This window comes from Microbulbifer magnicolonia (genome assembly GCF_035117725.1).
Lineage (GTDB): Bacteria > Pseudomonadota > Gammaproteobacteria > Pseudomonadales > Cellvibrionaceae > Microbulbifer > Microbulbifer magnicolonia.
In genome coordinates this window covers 438,584-457,607 of record NZ_JAYEFD010000002.1, presented here as the reverse complement: position 1 = coordinate 457,607, position 19,024 = coordinate 438,584, and the positions used below count along the sequence as shown (strand labels likewise).

Below are 19,024 nucleotides of genomic sequence, written 5' to 3'. Positions count from 1 at the left end.
ATTTTTGAAAAATGCAGCAATGTTTCGAGTGTCTATTGGTGTAGCAGTTTGGCGAAAGCGTGTCGTGCAAAGCACTGCGAATTCTAGACGAGAATGCGAGCTTCGATTGAATTAAAGTTGGCATTAAAAGTAATTTTCTGATGGTTTATGCACTTATCCGATTTTTCTAGAGGCCTAAATTTTATATTGAGGCTAATTTTCTGTGATATCCAATGTGTAAGAATTATTCTTAGTGTTTTTAATTATGTTAGTTAAAGGTATGGGGCAAGAATAATAATGTGGAGATGGGATCAAGGGCGCTTAAATTATTTTTCAGTTGAAAATATAAGAAGAATTGCGGCCGCATTATACGAACTGAATGGAGTTGATTTGCGCCAGGATCCTGATCCTCTTCGGCCGATTCTTCAAGCTGCCACCGGTTTGCCGTTTGCGCCAAGCCATTACAGGGTGTGGCGTAATTATGCGAGAGTGTTCAAAGTTCTTGGCTTGGCAAGTCAGCTCGATAATAAATTGATTGTAACTGAGTTGTGTGAAAAGCTTCTAGCTGGCGGAGAGCAGTTTTTTTCTTACGATGAATACCTTCAGCATGTTGCTAGAACTTTCTATTGTCCATCGCCTGCATTTCAAGGTTATGACACAGATGCGATTCAGGTTTTCCCATTCTGTTCAATTTTGAAATTGTTGATGTCAAAGGCTCTATCTGGAGAGGTGCCATATATTGACTTGGAGGAGGTTTTTGGTCGGCTGATCGGCAATGAAGTGACGGGCCTAGAACCTTTAGAGCGATACACGGTGCTTCCTGATTCGGGGCTTCGCCCTGCTGGCGATTTAGCCAGGCAAGTCAGGGAAATGATAGTTTTTATTAGTCAGCTGAGTTATTTGTCTTGGTTGGATGGAAGATTGATTCTAGATCCAACAGTGCTGCAGGGAGTTAGTAGGAATAAATTAGAAGAATTCGCTAGGCCACTCGTTAGACCGAGAAATATAGATTCAGAACTAGAGATCCAGAAGATTTCAACGGTCGATGAGGAGTTGGAGGGTGCGGTGGACCTTCGGGCGCCATTTGGTATTGATGACATGTTATTTACGGAAGGAAGGAAAATACGTATTAGCCACCTCCGTACTGAAAGAAATAGAAAAGTTGTAGATTACTATTTTGAAAATTGCGCAAATAAGTATCTATGCGACGTTTGCGACGCTGAGGTTAAAGATAGGTACCCATGGGTAAGCAATTTGATAGAGGTTCATCATATCTTGCCGCTTTCTTCACCGCTTCATGTGACGGGTGGCGGGACATCTATTGCCGACTTGGTTGGACTATGTCCGAATTGTCATAGGGCTACACATGCATACTATCGATCGTACCTTGCAGCAGAAAATGTAGAGGATTTTTCGAGCAAAGATGAGGCAATGCTTGTGTATAATCAAGTAAAAGAGTCATATGTAGAAATTTAAAGATCGTTATCTTGTAAGAGTTAATTTGATAGATGAACGCTTTGTTAAAAGAAATTGTGCCAAAAAGCAAGCAGAAACGCATTATCGAACGCGCCTTGGCAGAAGGTGTTAATTTGGATAATGTTTTAATTCGTAAAGGACTTACATACGAAGATCTTCGCTATACAACCAGCGATCCCTTTCTGGAGATTAATGGAGGGTACAAGAATCTTTCAGAATTTAGAATGCCATTTCACGGTGTTCCCGTTGTAAGTTTCTTTTCCGGTTGTGGCGGACTTGATCTTGGTTTTGAAGCGGCAGGTTTTGAACATGCGTTACTTATAGAGCACAATGAAATCTTTTGTCGCACCTTGCGTCATAATAGGGATTGGAAAGTGATTGGCCCTCCTGATCAGCAGGGTGACGTATCTAATAGAGGCGCAATAAGTCGAGTATTGAGAAGTAACGGAATTGATGCGGATTTTCCTGGCGTTTTTATAGGGGGGCCACCTTGCCAGCCGTTTTCTATAGCTGCTAATCAGCGTTTTTCAAAAAATGGCGAAAATTTCAAGAGAACTGGGTTTGACCATGAGGTAAATGGAAATTTATTGTTTGATTTTGTTTGGTATATAAAGAAATTTAGGCCAGCAGCATTTTTGATTGAGAATGTTCCTGGAATAATAGAGTTAGATGGCGGGGCTCAGATATCCCGCGCCTATTCAATATTGCAAGAGCAGGGTTATCAAATAAACGAGCCTCTAAAAATTAATGCGGCTCATTATTCCGTGCCTCAGCAACGAGAGAGAGTTTTTATCGTAGGTTCCAGATTCAACTCAAAATTTGATGCTCCACAAAGAGCAAATCAAATCGTTCCGTGTATTTCTGCATTGCAAGGAATAAATCCAGACTGCCCAAATCATCAAACAAGGAAGCATCAAGCTGGATCTGTATTAAGATATATGGAGTTAGATTTTGGAAAAAGAGATCAATTAGGTCGAGTAGACAGGCTTGATCCATCGCTTCCTTCGAAGACTGTAATAGCCGGTGGCACTTCTGGGGGGGGGAGATCTCATCTTCATCCATATATCCCGAGAACACTAAGTGTTCGAGAGTGTGCAAGATTGCAAACATTTCCGGATGACTATGAGTTTCTCGGTTCATCAGCACGGCAATTTACACAGGTAGGAAACTCAGTACCGCCCGTGCTTGCGGCGCAGATGGCGGCTGCAATTAAGAAAAGCTATTTTCCGAACGGCTAATCGAAAAGTGATGACAGACATCCTATCAAGAAAAGAGAGAAGCCATAGGATGTCTCTAATTAAAGGAAAGAACACTAAGCCTGAGCTGGAAGTGCGCCGGCTTATTCATAGAATGGGCTATCGCTATAGGCTGCATAGAGGCGACCTTCCTGGAAGGCCGGACATTGTATTCGGAAGAAAAAGAAAAGTGATTTTTGTCAACGGATGTTTTTGGCACGGTCATAGAGGCTGCAAAAAAGCGCGTTTCCCGAAGTCACGTTGTGCTTATTGGCGGTCTAAGATCGAAGGAAATAAGTCTAGGGATGCTATTAATAAGCGAAAACTTAAGGCTTTAGGGTGGGATTATCTTGTAATTTGGGAGTGCGAATTAAAATACCTTGATCTTGTACAGAAAAGGATAGTCGCGTTCCTAAAATAGTAGATGAACCGATTTGATAGATGTTGAAAAATAGGGGTTAGAGTAAAGTTTAGTCTCTTATAGACACTTAAGGTCGCTGCGATGAAATATTGCTCTGTTCGTAATTTCTCTTAATTTAATTAGTGAATTCAGCAGTACTAAATGTTCATCTCATTTGGGGGCTAAGCCATCGGCTTAAATGTGGTGCCAAATTCTGTATTGTATTCGATTAATATCGCACCTGATGGTGCATCAACACAATATCCCTTCCCTGCTTCTGGTAGGTGTGAAACCGATCGAGAACTGGAGATGGTAGCCCCTCTCTATCAACCTCTACAAAACCCACTGATAGGTAAAACGGCACCAGATGCGAATAGGGGAAAGTGAAGGTCCATTCGTCAAAAGCCTCCCCCATACTGTTCAGCAGTAGCCGGGCGACGCCCTGACCGCGGTAATCCTCTGCCACGGCCACCCCCGTTAGCAACTGGCACTCCGTTAACTGCCTCAGGCAACCGCAAGCAACAATCTGCTTCTGCTCGTCCCTGATCACCATACAGGGATCATGCCGCCGCGCTTTGCCGCGGAATTTATGGGTGCGGTAAAATTTGTTGGCCAGTGGTATCTCCGCTTCAGAGAGCCAGTGCGCCGAAAACTTCTGATTGTCACTCATCTATGCCGCGCCAAATCTGCCCAACCTGCCACCGCCCGCTGAAGGTCTGTTACTGCAGCGCACTGGTCCATATTTCTAATCGAATCAAGGTGCTGATCATACAGCACCCCCTCGAGCAGAAGCACCCGTTCAACACCGGGCGTATGGCGCACCTGTGCCTGGACAACAGTGAGCTGGTGGTGGCGGAGAATCTGTCCGGGGCGGAGTTGGCGCGGTTGCTGGCGCCGCGTTCGGCGCTGCTCTATCCGTCGCTGGAGTGGCTGCCGGTGGTGGAGCGGGTGGAGGCAGGTACACCGCAGGCGCGGGCGCTGGAGCAGCTGGTGGTGATTGATGCTAGCTGGCGGAAGTCGAAGAAGATGTTGCATCTGCAGCCGGTGTTGCAGCGGTTGCCGCGGGTCAGTTTTGAGGGGGAGTTGCGGTCGAATTATCGGGTTCGGCGGTCCTCGCTGCCGAATAGTCTGTCGACGTTGGAGAGTATTGTGGTGGCTATGGAGGGGTTGGAGCCGGAGGGGGATTTTTCGGGGATGTTGGGGCCGTTTGAGCGGATGGTTTCGTTGCAGAAGGGTAGGGCTGGCGGGGTTGGTTTGGGGGAGTAGGGGGGGCCGGCCGGAGGTACGTGGCATGGCAATGGCGTGAGTGGAGTCTTCGGGGTCTGATCGCGGCCATGGGCCGCTCCTACAGGTGGGTTTCGGGCTGGGGGAACCGTTGGGATTGCGTGGGTTTGTCCATACTCTTTGCGTGGCGCAGCTGGCGCCGGGCGGGCAGACGCGGCGCTGCAAAATCTGGATAATGCCGGCCCTCAGTTCAGTGGCTCGCCACAGCCTCCAGCCCCGCACTAGCGAGACAGCCCCGCAATGGAAATCAACGTCAATTTTCTCGACAACCTGCGCCTCGAAGCCAAGTTTGACGACTTCACCGTCATCACCGACCAGCCGATCCGCTACAAGGGCGACGGTTCGGCGCCGAGTCCGTTCGACTACTTCCTGGCGTCCTCTGCGCTCTGTGCGGCCTATTTTGTTCGCGTCTACTGCCTGTCGCGCGATATTCCGACCCACAATATCCGCCTGTCGCAGAACAATATTGTCGATCCGGACAACCGCTACAACCAGATCTTCAAGATCCAGGTGGAGCTGCCGGAGGATATCTCCGACAAGGACCGGCAGGGCATTCTGCGCTCCATCGACCGCTGCACGGTCAAGAAGGTGATCCAGACCGGCCCCGAGTTCCAGATCGAGACGGTGGAGAACCTGGCCGAGGACGCCCAGGCGCTATTGATGGTTCAGCCGGACGCCGAGCACCGCACCTTTATCGAGGGCAAGGACCTGCCGCTGGAGCAGACCATCGCCAATATGACGAAGATCCTGGCGGATCTCGGCATGAAGATCGAGATCGCCTCCTGGCGCAATATCGTGCCGCATGTGTGGTCGTTGCATATCCGCGATGCCGCCTCCCCGATGTGCTTTACCAACGGCAAGGGCGCCACCAAGGAGGCCGCGCTGTGTTCGGCGTTGGGCGAGTTTATCGAGCGCCTGAACTGCAACTTCTTCTACAACGACCAGTTCTTCGGCGAGGAGATCGCCAACAGCGCGTTCGTGCATCGCCCGGACGAAAAATGGTTTGTACCGGGCCCGGACGACGCGCTGCCGGCGGGCCTGCTGGATGACTATACGCTGGCCATCTACAACCCGGACGGCGAGCTGGCCGGCTCCAACCTGATCGATACCAACTCCGGCCGGGCCGACCGCGGTATCTGCTCGCTGCCGTTCGTGCGCCAGTCCGACGGCGCCGTGGTGTATTTCCCGTCGAACCTGATCGAGAACCTGTTCCTCAGCAACGGCATGAGCGCCGGCAATACGCTGTACGAGGCGCAGGTGCAGTGCCTATCGGAAATCTTCGAGCGGGCGGTGAAGAAGGAGATCATCGAGCAGGAAATTGCGCTGCCCGATGTGCCGCGCGCGGTGCTGGAGCAGTACCCGGATATCTGCGAGGCCATCGCCGAGCTGGAGAAGCAGGGCTTCCCGATCCTGGTCAAGGACGCGTCCCTCGGCGGCCAGTTCCCGGTGATGTGCGTGACGCTGATGAACCCGCGCACCGGCGGTGTCTTCGCCTCCTTCGGTGCGCACCCGAGTTTCCACGTGGCGCTGGAGCGCAGCCTGACCGAACTGATGCAGGGCCGCAGCTTCGAGGGCCTGAACGATGTGCCGCCGCCCACGTTCAATAGCCTGGCGGTGACCGAGCCGCAAAACTTTGTCGAACACTTTATCGATTCGACCGGGGTGGTTTCCTGGCGCTTCTTCTGTGCCAGGTCCGACTACGACTTCGTCGAGTGGGATTTCACCGGCGCGCATACGGAGACCAATGCGGAAGAGGCCACCGATCTGTTCAGGATCCTCAGGGAGATGGGCAAGGAGGTGTACATGGCCGTGTACGAAGACCTGGGCGCGCCGGCCTGCCGCATCCTGGTGCCGGGTTACTCCGAGGTCTACCCGGTCGAGGACCTGATCTGGGACAACACCAACAAGGCGCTGGCTTACCGCGAAGACATCCTCAACCTGCATGCCCTGGACGACGACGAGCTGGAAGGCCTGGCGGAGCGCCTGGAGGAAAGCCAGATCGATAACTACGAGACGATCATCAACCTGATCGGCGTCGAGTTTGACGAGAACACCGTCTGGGGGCAGTTGACGGTGCTGGAACTGAAGCTGCTGATCAGCCTCGCGCTGCAGCGGCACGAGGAGGCGCTGGAGCTGGTGGAGGCATTCCTGCAGTACAACGACAACACCGTCGAGCGCGGTTTGTTCTACCAGGCGGTGAATGCCGTGCTGGAAATCGCCCTCGATGACGAGCTGGAACTGGACGATTACATCGCCAACCTGCGCCGCATGTTCGGTGAGGAGACGATGGATGCGGTGGTCGGTTCGGTAAATGGCACCGTCCGCTTCCACGGCCTGACGCCGACCAATATGCAGCTGCAGGGGCTGGATAAGCACCTGCGCCTGATCGAGAGCTATAAAAAACTGCACGCGGCGCGTGCGGCGAAAGCGGGCCTGCGCTGAATTATTTTTGGTTCGTCACTCCGGCGCAGGCCGGAGTCCAGGGAAGGCCGCGTTGCTGGGTTCCCGCCTGCGCGGGAACGGCGATAGGGCACCGCCAAAAATTCGCTTCTTTTCACCCCCGCGGCTCCGGCGAGTCGCGGGCCTGCCCGTCGCATCAGAAGCTGTAAGTAATGGCCGCAAAACCCTTGAAGACGTAATCGTCATCGACGATCGGGCTGTCGGTGATCTCGCTGTCCAGATTCTCCACCGCCACGCTCAGCACCGCGCGCCAGTTCTCGGATAACTCCAGCAGTCCGCCGACGCCGGCCTCGACGGTGTAGCTGCTGCCGACGGAATAGGCGGGCCTGCCGGGAATCGCGTCAGATTGGGGCACGCCGAAGTCGTAATCCGCCAGGTCGCTGCTCAGCCAGTTGACGCCGAGCTCTGGCACCAGGCGCAGGGTGCCGAACTGGAAGCCCCTGGAAACGCTGGCCTTCGCAGTGCCGCCGCCGATGCGGTCCAGCAGATCGTGTTCGTACTGGAGTTCGAATTCCGTGCCGCCCGGCCCCTCGTAAATCAGGCCGAGGCCGCCCATCAGTGTGGCGTCGCGGTCACCGAGCCCTTCGAGAATTTCGCTGTCATCCTCTTCATAGGCACCCAGGCGATAGGATGCGGTCAGTGCCAGGCGCAGCCCGTCGGTGCCGAGGATGCCGTAGCGCAGCGCCGGGCCGACCCACTGCAGGCGCTCGCCGAAATAGGTGATCGCCGGTATGACCTGCGTGACGGTGGTGTCTGAACCCACATAGGGGCTGCTGCGCCCGATGACGCCGAGGCCGACACCCCACTGGCCGTCTTCGCCGAGTACCTCGTAGAGGTGGATGTCGACATTGTTCGGCTTGCCGGGCTCCACGGAGATGGCGGCGCGCTGAAAGCTGGGCGGCCCTTTCGGCTGGTAGTTGTTGGAGAGCCCCAGGGATTCTCTGGGAATGCCGATAAAATTCTTGTCGAGTGCGCGGTTGTCATTCTCGTCGAGATAGGCCAGCACGGCGACCATGCCGGTGGGCACATCGGAAATCACGTAGCTTTCGCCGGGCTGGATCGCATAGCGCACTTCCCGTGCGGGATTGCGGAAATCCCCGAACGTATCCGCGTCGTCATATACCTGTAGTACGAGCGATCCCTCCGGCGGCAGATTGTGCACGCGGACGGTGATTTCCTCGGCCGCGGCGGTTGAAAATCTGCAGAGAAAAATCAGCAACAGGGCTGTGGTTAGCTTGTTCATGGGATGGCGCGCCTTGAAACAACAGTCCATCGTTATACGCATAGCACCGCCATACGGATGACCGCCGCACCGCACTTATCGTCGCGCTGCTTTTCACGTTTTTGTCGTCTGTTGCTACATTGATGCGCAAGCTTCCACAGAAGATTGGGCTGGAAAAATAGCTGCGCCTGCGCTGAATTATTTTTGCTTCGTCACTCCGGCGCAGGCCTGAGTCCAGGGAAGGGCGTGGCTCAGGGCTCTGGCCCGCGCCGGAATGACAGGATGTAGAGCTGTCACAGAGAACGGGTTAACCGTTTAACTCAAGTCTCGACGTCCGGACATTGTCTGCATGCCGGTGTAGGGTGTGCCGTGCGCACCGGAGAGCAACTGTTGTTGGCTTCAGCCTCCTTGGTGCGCACGGCGCACCCTACCTCGTCCTGGCGTGCAACGTACCATGAACTCCGAAACCTGACCGTTTAAGCACCCACCCGATATTCGCGCATCGCTTCCTCGATTTTCCGCTGAACCAGCGCTCTTTCCCGTTCCAGCTCCCGCTGCAGTTCCTCTTCGCTGGGCAAAATGGTCAGGTACTTGGAGGCGAACAGCTGCTGGCTGTCTTTGAGCACTGAATACTGCGCCACTGTGTGGTTGTGCTCACTGCAAAGGATCAGGCCAATGGTGGGGTTGTCGTCTGCGCCGCGTTTATGTTCTTCGTAAAGCCGCACGTACATGTCCATCTGGCCGACATCCTGGTGCGTGAGCTTGTCCATCTTCAGGTCGACCAGCACGAAGCATTTCAGGACGTAGTTGTAGAAGACCAGGTCGATATAGTAATCGCCGTCCTCGGTGCGGATGCGCTGCTGCCGCTCGACGAACGCGAAGCCCTTGCCCGGCTCCAGCAGAAACCGCCGCAGGTTGCTGATGATGCCCTGCTCGAGATCGCTCTCCCGGTAAGGCCGACTGTCCAGATTCAGGAAATCGAGGATATAGGGGTCGCGCAGATAGTCTCTGGGGTCTTCGGCCAGGGGAGCGGTCTTCGCCCGGGCATCGGCCTCCACCGGCGTCCTTCCTTGCTGGAGAGCAGGCGCTCGTAGTAGAGCACGCCAATCTGACGTTCAAGGGCGCGGGCGCTCCAGTTCTGAGCCGCCGCCTCCCTCGCGTACCAGTCACGGGCAGAGGGGTTTTCCACCCGCAGCAGTGTGCGGTAATGGGTCCAGCTCAATTCGGGACGCACTGCGTCTCGAATTGGGAAGGCGTCGTAGAACCGCCGCATATTGCGCAGGTTGGTGATGTCGAACCCCTTCCCGAACCGGTTGGTCAGCCGTTCGGAAAGTTGTTTGAGCTGTCCCTTTCCATAGGCCGCGCGCCGTTCACCGCGCTGTTCGTGTTCCAGTATCAGCCGCCCTATGTGCCAGTAGGTCTGCACCATGGCCGTGTTGACACTGCGCTGGACCTGGTGGCGGGCTTGCTCGACGAGCTGACTGATTTCTTCAAACAGGTCGTCGGACTGGGGCAGGTTGTTCATGGCTCGGTTCCTTCGAGTGGTTGTACATCCTTATATCGTTGCGGGTACGAATCGGGCGATCTTTTGCAGGCCTGAATTAAATGCAAGCTCCGAACAAGTCTTGTTGTCGCTCCGGCGACTCGTTAGAGCAGCGAAGCTCACGCCGGGGTCCGGTAGTCGCGGGGTTTCTGGATTCTCGCCTAAGCGGGAATGACGATACTAAACGTTTCCTTAAGGTTTCCTTAAGGTTTCCACCAGCGCAAGAACTCCCGCCCCACCATTGGTTCGCCCGCAAGCAGGAACCTGGCCCGGGTTCTGCACGGCTGCAGATACAAGAACGGCGGTAAGCTTTATCATCACTGACGCCCAAGACAGTCCGATAAGAAAATCCGCAGTGGCTGAATGCTATCAGCTGGAATTATGCTCTTCTTCCCTGTCCCGCCACAAAACTTCAACCAATTCGTGGCCCGCCACAAAAAGCTGCCCAAGTGGATTATTCTGGACTTCGACGCCAAGGGTATCCCGGTGCATGGCGAGCAGGAAAAGCGCTTCTTCGTCGTTTACTGCGACGGCTATTGCTTCCTGCCCCCTATGTCTTCTGTGGGCGCCGCCTGCTGGTGAGCTACCTGCGCCACTCCCGGCAGGATGCCCTCCAACATAGTTGGGCCATCCCTGCCTTGCAGTTGGAAACGCCACGCCGGCAATGGCCCAAAGTGGAGATCATCTACCGGCTTCTGTCGCCATCGCGTGTAATCATTGATGGTCATTGACTCAGTGAAGAATAAATGGGAATCTCAGTTTCAATAATATATTCAAGCTGTATAGAGGGGATTTGTTTATGAGATTAAAAATGGCGCTGTTGTTATTGTTGAGTTTTCCCGTTAGCGCGCAAGATAGTTTTGAGTTTGTCGTGCTTCCGGATACGCAAACTTATATCGAGGAATTCCCCAGTATTTACATGAAGCAGTTGGAATGGATTGCCAGTAAGGGAGATCGGTTTTCTTTTGTATTGCATGTGGGTGATATTACCCAGAACAACTCGGAAGAAGAGTGGAAGATTGCCAAAAATGGTCTGATATTGCTGGATGGAAAAGTTCCCTATCATTTGGCCTTGGGGAATCATGACATGGGAAGTCGACCGGGTAAGTTTTCCGATACCAGAAATACCCGATTGGCGAACCTGTTTTTCCCCGTCAGCGAATACGCAAATAATAACAATATTATCGCTTCATTTCCTGAGAACAGCATTGACAATACCTGTGCAGAATATCATTTGGCCGGTGAAAAATGGCTGATATTTTCTTTGGAATTTGGCCCTCGAAACAAGACGATAGATTGGGCAAAAAATATCATAAAAAAATATCCGGAACACAAGGTTATCATCAATACCCATTCATATTTGTATGAAGACAATACCTTGCAAGATGGTGACGATTGGTATTTGCCACAAAAGTACGGGGTTGGCAAGGCAGAAGGCGATGAAGCGGTAAACGATGGTGGTCAGATTTGGGATAAATTAGTTCGGACTACTGAAAATAGTATCTTGGTATTTTCCGGACACATTTTAGGTTATGGCGTCGGACAGTTGGTGCTGGAAAATGACTATGGAAACAAGGTTTATCAAATGCTGGCGAACTATCAGAAAAATGTTAAAGGAGTTGAAAATGGAGATTCAGGGTATTTGAGATTGATTGAGGTCGATACAGGTGCAAAAAGGATATCGGTAAAGACCTATTCCCCTTGGTTGGATGCTTATAAATCAGATCCAGAGCACGAATTTACATTCAGTGATGTTGGTTTTTAAGTTGACATTTGAGTGTAAAGTGAGAGCATTCGCCTGACTGACAGTCGCCTCCTGGGATCTGTGGGTAACTTTGACTGCCGCCGGTGCACTTTTTCTCTCTCTTCCCGACGTAGATAAGCCAGATTTAAATACAGTATATGGTACTCGGCCATTCATCTTGCGAACCGATTAAAAAGTTACCATGTGTCGAGTAAATGCCATCACACCACAAGCCGGTAAACATTTGGTAAACTGGATATGAGTTATATCCCATATTGGCGACTTTCCGGATTCTATTTTTTTAACTGCTTGGTGCTAGGATTTTTGTTGCCATTTTGGGGTCTTTACATGACGTCCCTGAATTACTCGCCGGAAAATGTGGCGGCATTTGGCGCGCTTTTGATGTCCACAAATATTGTTGCTCCCTATTTCTGGGGCTGGTTGTCGGACCATGTCGGGCACCGAATGCGATTGATTCAGGGAGGGGCATTGCTGAGCGTACTGAGCTTTGCCATCCTGTATCAGGATCGCGGTATCGACTTGATGCTTATGGCCGTGGGCCTGTGCAGTTTTTGTTGGCAGGGAATCAATTCCCAGTTCGAGGTGGTCACGCTTGGACATCTAAGAGAGGAAACGCAGAAGTACAGCCGTATTCGCTTATGGGGATCGGTTGGGTTTGCCGTGGCAGTTGTCGGTGGTGGCAGTATATTTGATTTTCTGGATATCGGTTATTTGCCCTACTTTGTCATCGCGTCATTTGCATTGATGTGTGCCTGCACCTTTTCCATAAGGGATGTGGCTGCAGTGCATTCGCGCGATGCCAACGATATACGCAGCATCTGGCCTGTTTTGCGTAAACCATCCATCTGGGGGCCGCTGCTGGTGGCCGCCATGGCCTATTTCAGTCATGGTACCTACTACGGTTTTTACAGTATTTACCTGGAGGGTCGGGGATTCAGTACCGGTTTAATCGGCTGGTTGTGGGGGGTTGCCGTGCTTGCAGAGCTGGCCGTGTTCGCCTTGATCCCACCCATGATTAGGTACCTTTCATTGCGGCGACTGGTTCTGCTCAGCCTGCTGTTTACTAGCATAAGGTGGGCGGGCATTGGTCTGTTTGTGGATAATCTTGCGGTATTGATCATTCTCCAGTTATTGCATGGGTTTTCTTTTGGTGCACTGCATGCCTGTTTGATTGAATTCATCCATAGAAATTTCAGTACGCGCCTCCAGGGGCGCGGGCAGGCAATCTACTATGCGCTATGCGTTGGTTTTGGGCAGGCAGCGGGCACGCTATCCAGCGGCTGGTTATGGGAGTGGAGTGAAATTGGCAGCTTCATGTTCTCATCAGCTGTTGCTGCTCTCGCATTGATGCTGGCGATTTACTTCAATGTGTTCTGGTCAGGTGAAACCAGGTATCGGGGCGGTGCTCGCTCTTGTCAATAATTGATGGGGGAGAATGTTGATGAGCTTTTCCGGTTTTCTGCCTTCAATCAAATCGATTAAAGTCGTTGCGCATTGTTCGCCTATCAGAGTAAGTGGCTGGGCTACTGTTGTCAGAGGAGGGGCGCAATATTGTGACAGTGCAATACCATCGACACTGATAATGGAAATGTCATCGGGAATACGATAGCCCAGTTCCCTCAGCGCATGCATCGCGCCCATTGCCACCAGGTCCCCGAAGCAGAATATGGCAGTGGGCCTGTTTTTAAGCTGCATCAACTTTTGTACGCCGTCACAGCCCGACTCGCTCGAGTAGTCGCCTTCAAATTTCAGGCGCTCATCAAACGCAACACCAGCTTCGTTCAAGGCCGCAAGAAACCCCTGCTCACGCTGTTTGCTACTTAAAATTGATGATGGGCCGGTAATGGTGGCAATCCGTGTATGTCCTAACTGCAACAGGTGTTCGGTGGCGTCGCGACCTATGGCCACGTTGTCGACTCCCACCTTGTGAATACCGTCCAGATCGCAGAATTCTGAGGCATTGACGATCGGCGGAATCTGATCGGCGACGGGTCTGTCGGCCGAAATGTCGAAAGGAATGCGCTGCGAGTTGGTGATAATGCCATCTACCTGGCGAGTGTTTACCATTGCGGTAAAAGAGCGCTCCAGCTCCGGATCATCCTGGGTATCTTTCAGGATGACAGAATATCCACGAAGCTGTGCCACCCGCTCGACGCTTCTTACGATAGGCGATATATACGGGTTGGAGATGTCCGGTAGCAGCACCGCAATATTGTATGAACGCCCCTGGCGAAGACTTGCGGCGAGGCGGTTTGGTGTATATCCAATTTCCTCCACCACTTTCATGACCCGTGCCCGAGTACTTTCGGAGACTCGATCAGGATCATTCAGTGTACGTGAGACCGTCGCCTTGCAAACGCCAGCGCGCCTCGCAATATCATCCATTGCAACAGGTTTAAACCGATTCGATGACATTTCCGCGGGATACCTTCGTGTTTGGTCTTGAGCTTTCGGCTGAGGCGATAGGTTCCATCAATGCTAAATACCTTCAGCGTGAGAGCGCAACAGTTTGACTTTGAAAATTCAATCGTTTTAGTATTTTGGAAATCGATTTCATGTGCCGCGAACTATAACACGGCCAGTGGACCCGGTGTTGTAGCTCAGAGTGTACATTTATTGATCAGTATTTGCGAGCGGAATCGGTGACAGGCCGGCTCTGTCTGCTGGCACCGGGTTGGAAGATGCCAGACCACTAGTTGGTTTTCGCTTCTCGCCTGTTCTTAAAGCGCGCTTGCGGCGCTGAGTCGCCACTAGTCGCATTCGCCTACCTGAAACGGGTGGGGGGATCCGCGGATTTTTGCAGGGCTAATGGGTGAAACTGGCACTGTGGGGTGTGCTGAATGTGATTGATGTGCCAGAGCAACGCTAACCTCCCTGTGAGCGGCATGGTTGGGCTAATTGCCAGTGCAAACAATAAGGAGTCTTCTGTGATCTTGTCGCCGCGCCCGCGCTGGGCTGTGAAATTCGCTTTTTTAATAGCAATCAATTCGATGGTCGGTACCGCCGTGGCGGCTCCGAAGAATGTTGTCTTCATATTGAGTGATGATCATCGCTACGATTTTATGGGGTTTATGCCTGAATCCCCGGACTTTTTGCAGACGCCATCGCTCGACAAGATGGCGCGAGAGGGGATGCATTTAAAGAATGCGTTTGTGACTACCTCACTGTGCTCTCCCAGCAGGGCGTCGATCCTGACTGGCCGCTATGCCCATCACCATGGCATTGTCGACAATACGAGCCCTATTCCGGAAGGAACGACGTTTTTCCCGGCTGATTTACAGCGGGCAGGCTACCAGACCGCCTTCATCGGTAAGTGGCATATGGGGGAGGTGGATGATCTGCCTCAACCGGGCTTCGATCGCTGGGTCAGTTTCCGGGGGCAGGGTCGCTATCGTGACCCCCTGCTCAATGTGGACGGCAAAAAGATACAGCACGAAGGCTATACCACAGATTTGCTCACGGATTATGCGATTGATTGGCTGAAAGAGCGGGAATCGGACCAGCCGTTCTTCCTCTATCTCTCCCACAAGGCGGTGCACGCCGAATTCCAGCCGGCTGAACGTCATGACGGGCAATATGAGCAGGTGAAGATCCCTTACCCCGACAGCATGGACAACAACGAGCGCAACTATGTGGGCAAGCCGGCCTGGGTTCGCGCACAGCGAGACAGTTGGCATGGCGTCGATTATGCCTACCATGGTGATCTGCAGTTTGACGAGTTTTACCGCGACTATGCCGAAACGTTGCTCGGAGTGGACGAAAGTGTCGGGCGCGTCATGACGTACCTGGAAGAGCATGACCTTGCGGAAGACACGCTGGTCATCTACATGGGGGACAACGGTTTCCTGCTGGGGGAGCACGGTCTGATTGATAAGAGAAATGCCTACGAGGAGTCCATTCGCGTTCCCATGCTTGCATGGGCTCCGGGGACGATAGCGGCGAACCACGCCAGTGAAAAGCTGGTGCGCAATATAGATGTGGCGCCGACGATCCTGGCCCTGGCAGGGGCGGAAACGGATGTTGCAATGGATGGTGAATCCTTCTTGCCGTTGCTGGAAGGTAGTGAAACGCTCGGGGATCGGGAGTTTCTGTACGAGTACTACTGGGAGCATGCCTTCCCGCATACGCCGACGACCTTTGCATTGCGCGGCGGTCGCTATAAATATATCTACTATCACGGCATCTGGGATAAAAATGAGCTGTACGATCTCAAGACAGACCCCAGAGAGCAGCACAATCTGATTGATTTACCGGCGTTCAAACAGATCAAGGACCGCATGCACCAAGCCCTGTTTGATCGCTTACAGAAGGATGATGCGATGCGGGTTCCCATACGCCGCGGCACCTGGCAGGCGGCGGAGCGGTTGCTCGACTAACAGCGGTGGCCCGACAGCCTGGTTCGGGTCAAACTCCAACATTGTATAGTTTATGTACGGAAATGGGCCGACTATGGCCACTAGGGCAGGCTACTAGCCGGTGCGCGGGGAGACATAGGGTGTCTTTCGTTGACATTGAAATTGTATTTCGCTACTTTCGGCCCTTGATGGCCTGCTTTTTTTGGCCGTGATTGTGAAATCGGTCTCATCAAAGCGGCTTTTTTTTGCCGTCGAATGGAAATCGATTTCCAAATGCGTGGTAAGGAATCCGCATCCCCCGGGTGCGACAACAACAATAAATCGATAGGAGAGAAGCATGGGGAAGCGTCAAGCTCAATTTAAAAACAATCTGCTTGCCGTTGCCGTCGCTGCGGTAATAGGTGTTGGCGGTGTGCCAGCAATGGCGCAAGTAGAGAGTGCGACCGTGCAGGGTCAACTGCAGAGGCAGGTGGGGGAGCTACCTGCAGGTGTGGCGATTACGGCCGTAGACATTGATCGAGGCTACACAAAAACCGTAAAGACCGGAGAGGATGGCTCTTTTATATTTGCTGGCCTGAAACCGGGCAGCTACGACCTTAAAATAGGCGACCAGGTAGTTGGCCGTGTTGAGTTGCGGGTGGGCCAAAAGGCCATCGTCGATCTGAACCTGCAGTCACAAGATGATGGCACCTTAGAGCAGGTGACAGTTACCGGTGCCCGTGTGGAGCAGTTCTCCGGCGGTGAGGTGGGCACCAATATCACTCCGGAAATGATGGAGCGCCTGCCGCAGAACAATCGCAATTTCCTCGCGTTTGCGGACTTGGCGCCTGGTGTCCAGGTGGAAACCGCGAGTAATGGCAATGTCAGCCTCCGTGGTGGCGCCCAGCACCAGCGAAATATTAATGTTTTCCTGGATGGGGTCAGCCAAAAAGACTACGTCCTTAAAGGGGGTGTTACCGGCCAGGACTCAAGTCAGGGTAACCCCTTCCCGCAAAACGCTATCGGCGAATACAAGGTTATCACACAGAACTACAAGGCCGAGTTTGATCAGGTCGGTAGTACCGCGATTACCGCCGTAACGCGCTCGGGCACCAATGAATTCCAGGGGGACGTGTTCTTTGACTACACCGACGAGGGCCTTCGCGAGGCGGAGCCTAATGAGCGCGACGGTAAAACGGAATCACTGACCGAGCATTCGGGCTTCCTGTTCTCCGGCCCGATCATCGAAGACAAACTGCACTTTCTCCTCTCCTATGAGGGCAAAGATATTGCAACCCCGATTGATATTCCCGGTGGCAGCGGTGTTGATCTGGTGGAGCTCCCGTCAGAATATCAGGGCCTCCTGGGTCGCGAATCCTCCACATTCGAGGAAGACCTGATCTTCGGCAAGATCGACTGGCACGTAAACGAAAACCAGGAGGTTCAGGCATCACTCAAGCTACGTGATGAAAGTGATGTCACTGGCTTCGGTGGTGCCAATACGATCAGCTATGGCGTCAATCGCGAAGTCAAGGATCACCGCCTGAATGTCAAACATACCTATTATGCTGATGACTGGCAGAATGAATTCCGTCTGACCTATGAAGAGGCCAGCTGGAATCCACGCCCGTACAATGATGACCTGGGTACACGATTGGAGACCGGTTCCCGCCAGAGTATTTTGAATCTCGGTGGAGGCCAGAATTTCCAGGACAAGGGCCAGAAAGGCTGGGGTCTTAAAAATGACTTTACCTGGCTTGCCCTGGCGTGGAATGGTAGTCACGTCATCAAGGGGGGCATCAAGTTCAAAAAGGTTGAGCTGAATACCATTCAACAGCTTCCGTACAACCCGCAATACTTCTACAACGTCGAGTTTAACGGTGCGGGCGAGTTCGATCTGGTCCAGCCCTATAAGGTCGAATGGGGGGTGCAAATTCCCGGAACCGCGGGCGGCGCTGTGAACACAGACAATACCCAGCTGGGCTTCTATATACAGGATGACTGGGATGTAACCGACAGTCTGACGCTGAATATCGGCGTTCGCTGGGACTACGAGGAAACGCCTGCCTATAAAGACTTCGTGACGCCGGAAGAGTATGCAGACGCACTGCGTGGCTGGGCCAACCTGGATAACGCCAATTATGATATCGAAGATTATATCAGCACGGGTAAGGAGCGCGAATACTTCACCGGCGCTTGGCAGCCACGTTTAGGCTTCACCTATATCATGGACGAGGAGCAAAACCACACCCTGTTTGGCGGCTATGGACGTTCATATGACCGCAACCAGTTTGATTTCGTCCAGCTAGAGAGCATGAAAGGGAGTTTCGAGCGTGCGAGCTATCTGTTCGCGGGCGATCCCGACAACCCCTGTGATACTTCAGCGGCTAATTGTGTCGACTGGGATCCTGCCTACCTTACCCGCGAGGGGCTAGGCGGGCTGACCACCAATACCGAGGTGCGCGGAGAACGCTTCCTACTGAACAACGAACTGAAGATGCCGTACTCCGACCAGATGAGTGTCGGTCTGCGCAGTAGCCTTGGCGAGTGGAGCACCGAAATCAGTGCGTCCTATATTGAAAGTAACGACGGGTTCCAGTGGCTGCTAGGGAACCGCCGTGAAAATGGCGAATTTCTGGCCGATGGCACCAAGTGGGGACAGCCCTGGGCATACGGTGTTCCCGGGTGGGGTAATTTGTTGATCTCCTCCAATGATGGCCAGACGCGAAGCAAAAACGTCTACATGAAGCTCAGTCGCCCGCATATCGATAACTGGGGCGTAAACGTCGCCTATACCTTTAGCGACGCTGAAGAGAATCGTACGTACAGTGAAGTCTTTGCGCTGGACTACGAAACAGTGGATGACTACGGCTGGAACAAATCTGTGGGTGTGCCCGATCACCGCATCGTCTTTACCGGAACCTATGATCTGCCGTGGGATATTTTCCTCTCCGGTAAATACACCTGGGCTTCCGAAAAGGTGGTGCAATACCTTGACTGCACCGGCGGCAATACAGAGTGTTTCTTCGGACGTCTGGAGCCCGATACCAGTGACTACCAGCGCTTTGATCTGTCTTTGATGAAAGAGTTTGCTAGTGAATACTTCACTGAAGGTTCCAGGTTCCGCATCCGTCTGGATGTTCAGAATCTATTCAATCACAGCAACTTCCAGAATTTTGTGCTGAATCCAGCCGCCGAAGATTTTGGCGATCCGCAGGATAACACTGCAACCAGTGGCGGTAGACGGCAGCTTAAACTTTCTGCGGGCTACAGTTTCTAAGTTTATCGTAGGTAATGGCCGCCACTGCTCTACAGCAGCGGCGGCC

At 52.8% G+C, this 19,024-nt stretch carries 15 protein-coding genes; 10 read left to right on the top strand and 5 right to left on the bottom strand.

The genetic code is table 11. The features are described from left to right. The first annotated feature begins 276 nt into the window (after window positions 1-276). Genes RRF64_RS11215 through RRF64_RS18810 form a run of 3 tightly spaced genes read left to right on the top strand, consistent with a single transcriptional unit; the run spans window position 277 to window position 3,111 of the window. Complete coding sequence (locus tag RRF64_RS11215; protein WP_323845972.1) at window positions 277-1,455, top strand: HNH endonuclease; 1,179 nt, start codon at window positions 277-279, stop codon at window positions 1,453-1,455. 32 nt (window positions 1,456-1,487) lie between these two features. Continuing rightward, window positions 1,488-2,693, top strand: a complete 1,206-nt coding sequence (locus RRF64_RS11210) for a DNA cytosine methyltransferase (RefSeq protein WP_323845971.1) — start codon at window positions 1,488-1,490, stop codon at window positions 2,691-2,693. Between the two features lie 10 nt (window positions 2,694-2,703). After that, window positions 2,704-3,111 carry a very short patch repair endonuclease gene (locus RRF64_RS18810; protein WP_422732627.1) on the top strand — a complete coding sequence of 136 codons (408 nt, stop codon included), beginning with the start codon at window positions 2,704-2,706 and terminating at the stop codon, window positions 3,109-3,111. A 208-nt stretch (window positions 3,112-3,319) separates the two neighbouring features. Here the strand turns inward: RRF64_RS18810 and RRF64_RS11205 are convergent, their stop codons facing one another. After that, window positions 3,320-3,760 carry a GNAT family N-acetyltransferase gene (locus tag RRF64_RS11205; protein ID WP_323845970.1) on the bottom strand — a complete coding sequence of 147 codons (441 nt, stop codon included), beginning with the start codon at window positions 3,758-3,760 and terminating at the stop codon, window positions 3,320-3,322. A 2-nt stretch (window positions 3,761-3,762) separates the two neighbouring features. Between RRF64_RS11205 and RRF64_RS11200 the strand changes: the two genes are divergently transcribed. Beyond that, window positions 3,763-4,356, top strand: a complete 594-nt coding sequence (locus RRF64_RS11200; RefSeq protein WP_323845969.1) for a tRNA-uridine aminocarboxypropyltransferase — start codon at window positions 3,763-3,765, stop codon at window positions 4,354-4,356. A gap of 258 nt (window positions 4,357-4,614) precedes the next feature. After that, complete coding sequence (locus RRF64_RS11195; protein WP_323845968.1) at window positions 4,615-6,816, top strand: OsmC domain/YcaO domain-containing protein; 2,202 nt, start codon at window positions 4,615-4,617, stop codon at window positions 6,814-6,816. Between the two features lie 154 nt (window positions 6,817-6,970). Here the strand turns inward: RRF64_RS11195 and RRF64_RS11190 are convergent, their stop codons facing one another. The 3 genes from RRF64_RS11190 to RRF64_RS11180 form a co-directional block, all read right to left on the bottom strand. Next, window positions 6,971-8,077, bottom strand: coding sequence for a MipA/OmpV family protein (locus RRF64_RS11190; protein ID WP_323845967.1), 1,107 nt, complete (start codon window positions 8,075-8,077; stop codon window positions 6,971-6,973). Between the two features lie 455 nt (window positions 8,078-8,532). Next, the gene (locus RRF64_RS11185; RefSeq protein WP_323845966.1) at window positions 8,533-9,114 is read right to left on the bottom strand and encodes a PDDEXK nuclease domain-containing protein; all 582 of its coding nucleotides are present in this window, start codon (window positions 9,112-9,114) and stop codon (window positions 8,533-8,535) included. Next, on the bottom strand, window positions 9,027-9,581 hold the full coding sequence (locus RRF64_RS11180; RefSeq protein WP_323845965.1) for a DUF1016 N-terminal domain-containing protein: 555 nt from the start codon (window positions 9,579-9,581) through the stop codon (window positions 9,027-9,029). Before RRF64_RS11180 ends, RRF64_RS11185 begins: the two co-directional genes overlap by 88 nt. A gap of 441 nt (window positions 9,582-10,022) precedes the next feature. Here RRF64_RS11180 and RRF64_RS18805 point away from each other — a divergent pair, with 441 nt between their 5' ends. From RRF64_RS18805 to RRF64_RS11165, 3 genes are all read left to right on the top strand, one after another. After that, window positions 10,023-10,181 (top strand): transposase, encoded by a 159-nt coding sequence (locus RRF64_RS18805; protein WP_422732626.1) that lies wholly within the window; start codon window positions 10,023-10,025, stop codon window positions 10,179-10,181. Between the two features lie 217 nt (window positions 10,182-10,398). Next, window positions 10,399-11,364, top strand: a complete 966-nt coding sequence (locus tag RRF64_RS11170) for a metallophosphoesterase (RefSeq protein ID WP_323845964.1) — start codon at window positions 10,399-10,401, stop codon at window positions 11,362-11,364. A 237-nt stretch (window positions 11,365-11,601) separates the two neighbouring features. Continuing rightward, window positions 11,602-12,786: an MFS transporter gene (locus RRF64_RS11165; protein ID WP_323845963.1), complete on the top strand. Its 1,185-nt coding sequence runs from the start codon at window positions 11,602-11,604 to the stop codon at window positions 12,784-12,786. Here RRF64_RS11165 and RRF64_RS11160 read toward each other — a convergent pair. Then, the gene (locus RRF64_RS11160) at window positions 12,742-13,749 is read right to left on the bottom strand and encodes a LacI family DNA-binding transcriptional regulator (protein WP_323845962.1); all 1,008 of its coding nucleotides are present in this window, start codon (window positions 13,747-13,749) and stop codon (window positions 12,742-12,744) included. The genes RRF64_RS11165 and RRF64_RS11160 overlap by 45 nt on opposite strands. A gap of 500 nt (window positions 13,750-14,249) precedes the next feature. Between RRF64_RS11160 and RRF64_RS11155 the strand changes: the two genes are divergently transcribed. Beyond that, on the top strand, window positions 14,250-15,740 hold the full coding sequence (locus RRF64_RS11155) for a sulfatase family protein (protein ID WP_323846693.1): 1,491 nt from the start codon (window positions 14,250-14,252) through the stop codon (window positions 15,738-15,740). Between the two features lie 316 nt (window positions 15,741-16,056). After that, on the top strand, window positions 16,057-18,978 hold the full coding sequence (locus RRF64_RS11150) for a TonB-dependent receptor (protein ID WP_323845961.1): 2,922 nt from the start codon (window positions 16,057-16,059) through the stop codon (window positions 18,976-18,978). Window positions 18,979-19,024: the final 46 nt, after the last annotated feature.